We start from the raw sequence: 3,263 nt of genomic DNA on the forward strand, positions 1-3,263 counted from the left end.
AGAAATTTATAATAAATTAAGAAATTAAAAATAATAAAGTTAGGAATAATCCAAGCAATTCATAAATAAGATAAGTGAATTTATAAATAAAGTTAACATAATTCAATTATTTTCAAATTTTGTCATTGCTATTTTATTTTTCTTGTCATTGCACCACTTTTTAAATAGTCATTGCCGATAGGCACACAGAGTGAGGCGTGGCAATCCAAAATAATAAAATTTCTTTTCTGTGGATTACTTCGGCTATCGCCTCGTAATGACAGAATTTTTACCCGCCATTGCAAATATTTTTAATAATTCCGTCATTGCAACTTTATTTTTCTTGTCATTGCGAGCCTCAACACCGTAGGCGTGCCTTTGGCAAGAGGCGTGGCAATCCAAAATAATAAAATTTCTTTTTACTGGATTACTTCGGACTTCGTCCTCGTAATGACAATGACTGATTATTGCAAATTTATTTTTATCATCATTGCCGATAGGCACACAGAGTGTGCGAGCCTCAACACCGTAGGCGTGCCTTTGGCAAGAGGCGTGGAAATCCACTATTAATAAAATTAAATTTTAAAATAAAATTTTATTTTAATTGGATTACTTCGGCTATAAATAGCCTCGTTCCCTACGGGACGCCTTCGGCGAATGACATTAAAAAATCTCTCTAAATTCATAATTCGCTTTTTTCAAATTATCCAGCACGATTTTTTTATGTTCCAAACCTTTAATTTCAAGAGCCATAGTTATAAGAACATCGCCGTATTCCAAAGCCGTTGGAGTTCTGTCATAGCTTATTTGCACAATATTTGCCCCAGCGTTTGAAAGTATATTACTTAAAGACTGCATGCTACCAGGTTTATCTATAAGGACAACTTCGATTTTCATTTTTCTATGAGATTTGAATAAACCTTTTTCAATTATCATATTGAGCGTGGTTACATCTATATTTCCTCCGCTTAAAACCGTTCCGACTTTTGTATTTTCCGTAAACGGTATTTTATTATGCATAATCGCAGCAACTCCAGCCGCTCCCGCTCCTTCGACAAGTAATTTTTGAGATTCCAAAAGAAATAATATCGCGCTTGCAATTTCTTCATCGTCAACTTCGACTATATCGTCAACTCCGTTTAAAATACATTCGAATACTTCTTCGTTTACATCTCGAACCGCTATTCCGTCCGCGATTGTTCTAACCGATTTTGAATTTTGAATATTTTTTTCTTTAAAACTTTTCATCATAGCGTTTGCGCCTTTCGACTGAACGCCGATTATTTTTGTTTTTGGACTTAAAGATTTATAAACGCTTGCAATACCGCTTATTAAACCTCCTCCTCCAATTGGAACCGCAACAATATCAAGTTTTTCTTCTTCAATCATTTCGAGTGCGATTGTTCCCTGCCCCGCCATCACATCCGCATCGGCAAATGGATGAATGAAATTTAAATTTTCTTCTTTTGCTATTTTCAAAGCTTCCGCATAAGCTTCGTCATAATTGTTTCCCGCCAAAACGACCTCCGCTCCCATTTCCCGCGTTCCGCTAACTTTAAGCAGCGGAGTAGATTCGGGCATAACGATAACCGCTCTAACTCCAAAATGCCTCGCGCTAAAAGCCACGCCTTGAGCATGATTTCCAGCGGACGAACAGATTACTCCGCGATTTAAAATATTAGTTTTATTTCTTTCGTCTTCCATTTTCAAACTTGATAATTTATTGAAAGCCCCTCTAATCTTAAAAGCTCCCGTAAGCTGTAAATTTTCTTTTTTTAGAAAAACTTTAGCGTTTGCGATTTTACTTAAACGAGGAGCGAATGCAAGTTTGTTATAGGCTATTACTCCGTTTAATCTTTCTCTCGCTTCTTTAATTTTTTCTATATTTATAAGTTTCATTTTTTATCCTTATTTTATTTTTTTATTTTTATATTTAATATTTTTTATTATAAAAGAGAATTTATTATAAATTATTTTTAATAAATGAAAAGATTTTAAATTTTTAGAAGAAATAAAAGAGTAATAAAAAAGGGAGACTAAATTTTAGCCTCCCTAACTTATGGTTAATTCTTAATTATTATTGTAATAATCTAAGAGCGCCTTGCGGTAACTGATTAGCTTGAGCAAGCATAGACAAATTAGCTTGATTAAGAATTTGGTCTTTAGCAAGTTTAACTGAAGCTTCAGCCATATCCGTATCTCTAATTCTGCTTTCTGAGGCTTGCATATTTTCAAAACCAACCATTAAGCCTTGAGCCGTAAGTTCCAATCTGTTTTGATAAGCTCCCAAATCCGCTCTTTGTTTCAATACTTTAAGAAGAGCTTCATCAACCATACCTATAACCGTGTTCGCTTTAGTAGGATTTGAAAGGCTTATAAATGTAGCCGTTATCGCAGGTCCCGTAGGATTTTTAAGTCCGAGCGCTTGACTGTTCATAGTGCCTATATAAACGCGTTTTCTTTCGTCCATATTTGCGCCGATATGCAACCACATAGAAGCCGTAGGATTGTTTTCTCCTGTAGAGCGAGCAAATCTTCCAGTCAACATATTAAGTTTGTTGAATTGAGCATGAGAAGCCACTCTGTCGATTTCGTCCACTAATTGAGACACTTCGATTTGAACATAAAGTCTGTCTTCATCAGTGTAGATACCGTTTGCGGCTTGTATTGCCAACTCTCTGATTCTTTGAAGAAGATTTGTAGTTTCATCCAAATATCCTTCAGTAGTTTGTATGAAAGAAATGCCGTCTTGAGTATTTCTTTCAGCTTGACGCAAACCGCGAATTTGAGTTCGCATTTTTTCGGAAACAGCTAATCCAGATGCATCGTCTCCCGCTTGATTGATTCTTAAACCGCTTGAAAGTTGAGCAGAATCTTTTCTTAAATCAACTTGGCGGAATTTAAGAGTTCTTTGCGCATTTATAGCGCTAATATTGTTGTTGATAACCATATGGTTCCTCCATGAATTTTTATATTAGTCCGTCCTTGAACATATAAATATTATCGGCTATAAATTCTTAATTCTTAATCTTTTGTTATTAAAAAATTTATTAATTTATACGAATTATAGTAAAACTATTCAAATTTTTTCAATTTATAATATAATTATAGCAATTAATTTACGATATAATTAGTCGGAGTCGTTTTTTTTATTTTTCGTCTTTTTCAAATTTTAATTTTCCTCTTTAATTTTAATTTATTTAATTTATAAAAACACTCTCTGCATTATTATATCGGAAATATATTGAGCCAATTCTTCTGGAGTAATATAACAGTCTTTCAAT

3 protein-coding genes are annotated in these 3,263 nt (G+C 33.9%); all 3 read right to left on the reverse strand.

The window, feature by feature from the left end:
* Window positions 1-243: 243 nt before the first annotated feature.
* The 3 genes from ACR0QS_RS12210 to ACR0QS_RS12220 all read right to left on the reverse strand — a co-directional run bounded on the left by ACR0QS_RS12210 (window position 244) and on the right by ACR0QS_RS12220 (window position 2,929).
* A complete protein-coding gene (locus tag ACR0QS_RS12210; protein WP_432633730.1) occupies window positions 244-483 on the reverse strand; it encodes a hypothetical protein in 240 nt (79 codons plus the stop codon).
* 159 nt (window positions 484-642) lie between these two features.
* Entirely contained in the window at window positions 643-1,878 is a 1,236-nt protein-coding gene (gene ilvA, locus ACR0QS_RS12215) for a threonine ammonia-lyase (protein ID WP_432633731.1), read from the reverse strand.
* A gap of 178 nt (window positions 1,879-2,056) precedes the next feature.
* Entirely contained in the window at window positions 2,057-2,929 is an 873-nt protein-coding gene (locus tag ACR0QS_RS12220; protein WP_432633732.1) for a flagellin, read from the reverse strand.
* Window positions 2,930-3,263: the final 334 nt, after the last annotated feature.

This window comes from Brachyspira sp. (assembly GCF_050873525.1).
Lineage (GTDB): Bacteria > Spirochaetota > Brachyspiria > Brachyspirales > Brachyspiraceae > Brachyspira.